The sequence below is a fragment of the Streptomyces sp. L500 genome, from assembly GCF_054551825.1.
On the sequence record NZ_JBTOLC010000112.1, the window covers coordinates 1 to 2,626 of the forward strand.

Here is a 2,626-nt window from a genome sequence, read left to right on the forward strand (position 1 = left end):
GGACGTGGACGGCGGCGCGTACGGTCTGCACCCAGCGCTGTTCGACGCGAGCCTGCACGCCGCTGCCTTCAGCGGCGCGGATGGTGAGGGCCAGGGCGGCGGAGTCCCGTTCTCGTGGACGGGCGTCTCGCTGCACGCCACAGGCGCCTCTGCCGTCCGGGTCCGTATCCGTACGGCCGCCGATGGCGGGCTGTCCATCGCCGTGGCGGACACGGCGGGTGCGCCTGTCGCGTCCGTGGAGTCGCTGGTGGTCCGTCCGATCGCGGCCGACCAGCTCAACACAGTGGACAGGGACTCGCTGTTCCGGCTCGACTGGGCCCCGGTCCAGGTGACGGACACCGAGGCTGTGTCGTATGTGGGTCTCGACCAGCTGAGCGACAGCGCGACGGAGGCCGTCCCTGCGGCAGTCGTGGTGGAGATCGGTGGCGAGGCCGATGTGGTGGCTTCGACGCACGAGCTCACCGCCCGTGTTCTCGGTCTGTTGCAGTCGTGGTTGGTGGAGGAGCGGTTCGAGGAGTCGCGTCTGACGTTCGTGACGCGTGGTGCCGCCACGGGTCGGGATCTGGCCGGTGCGGCGGTGTGGGGCATGGTCCGCTCGGCGCAGTCGGAGAACCCGGGCCGCTTCGGCCTGGTGGAACTCGGTGGTGATGCCGACGCCTCGGTTCTCTCTCGGGCGCTGGCCGTGGACGAGCCGCAGTTGCTCGTCCGGGATGGCGAGTTCCTGGTCCCCCGGCTGGCGCGGGTGGAGCAGCAGGCGACGGCGGAGGTCGCGTGGAGCCCTGACGGTACGGTTCTGGTCACGGGTGGTACGGGTGGCCTCGGCCGCATCGTCGCCCGGCACTTGGTGAGCGTGCATGGCGTGCGCAGCCTTCTGCTGGTGAGCCGTAGTGGCCTGGGCGCCGAGGAATTGGTCGCCGACTTGACGGCCGAAGGTGTCGATGTGGCGGTGGAAGCGTGTGACGTCGCGGACCGCGCGGCGGTGGACGACCTCGTCTCCCGGCACGGTCGCATCACGGCCGTCGTGCACACCGCCGGTGTGCTCGACGACGGAACCATCCCCTCCCTCACCCCGGATCGCGTTTCCACCGTCCTGCGGCCGAAGGTCGACGCTGTCTGGAACCTCCACGAGGCCACCCAGCACCTCGACCTCGACGCGTTCGTCGTCTTCTCCTCCGTCGCCGGCACCTTCGGCAGCCCCGGCCAGGCGAACTACGCGGCCGGCAACGCCTTCCTCGACGCGCTCGTCACGCGCCGTCGGGCCGAGGGGCTGCCGGGTCTGTCGCTCGCCTGGGGCCCGTGGGCCCAGGACAGCGGCATGACCGGCACGCTGACCGAGGCCGAGGCCGCGCGGATGACCCGCGCGGGCATGCCGCCGCTGTCGCCCGAGCAGGGGCTGGCGCTGTTCGACGCGGCGCTGGCCGGTGCCGTCGCCGGTGGTGAGGCGGCGGTGCTGCCCGTCCGCCTCGACCTGCCGGTGCTCCGGAACCAGGGCGAAGCGCCCCCGCTCCTGCGCGGGCTCATCCGTACGCGGGCCACGCGCCGCGCGGGCACGGCCGCCGCCTCCGGGCTGATCCAGCGCCTGGGCGGGCTGTCCACGCCCGAACGGCACGAGGCTCTGCTCGACGTCGTGCGCGGACAGATCGCGACGGTCCTGGGCCACGCCGGCTCCGCCGAGGTGGACCCGACGCGGGCCTTCCAGGACCTCGGCTTCGACTCCCTCACGGCTGTCGAACTGCGCAACCGCCTGGGTTCGGTGACCGGCCTCCGGCTGCCTGCGACGGTGGTGTTCGACTACCCCACGGCGGAGGCTCTCGTCCGCTTCCTGCTGGACGAGCTGTTCGGCGGGGACACCGAGGCCGATGCGATCGTCCCGGTACGGGCGCTCCCGCCCGTCGCGGACGATCCGGTGGTGATCGTGGGCATGAGCTGCCGCTTCCCGGGCGGGGTCTCGTCGCCCGAGGACCTGTGGCGGCTGGTGTCGGACGGCGTGGACGCGGTCTCCGGCTTCCCGGCCGACCGCGGCTGGGACCTCGACGCTCTCTACAACCCCGACCCCGACCACGCGGGGACCGTCTACACCCGTGAGGGCGGCTTCCTGCGGGAGGCGGCGGAGTTCGACCCGGCGTTCTTCGGGATGAGCCCGCGTGAGGCCCTGGCGACGGACTCGCAGCAGCGCCTGCTGCTGGAGGCGACGTGGGAGGCGATCGAAAGGGCCGGCGTCGACCCGGTGTCGCTCCGCGGCAGCCAGACGGGCGTCTTCGCCGGCGTGATGTACAACGACTACGCCAACCTCCTCTCCGGGCGTGAGTTCGAGGGGTATCAGGGCAGTGGCAGTGCGGGCAGTGTGGCGTCGGGCCGGGTGTCGTACACCTTCGGTTTCGAGGGCCCGGCGGTGACGGTCGACACGGCCTGCTCGTCCTCCCTGGTTGCCCTGCACCTGGCGGCGCAGGCGCTGCGGTCGGGTGAGTGCTCACTGGCGCTGGCCGGTGGTGTGACGGTCATGTCGACCCCGACCACGTACATCGAGTTCTCCCGTCAGCGCGGCCTGTCCCCGGACGGCCGGTGCAAGGCGTTCGCGGACGCGGCCGACGGTGTCGGCTGGTCCGAGGGCGTGGGCATGCTGGTC

The 2,626-nt window shown here is 72.3% G+C and carries 1 protein-coding gene; it reads left to right on the plus strand.

What is annotated here, in order from left to right; genetic code table 11:
• Positions 1 to 2,626: type I polyketide synthase (locus ACX9I7_RS32530; RefSeq protein ID WP_459389389.1), on the plus strand; the 2,626-nt coding region annotated here is incomplete at both ends.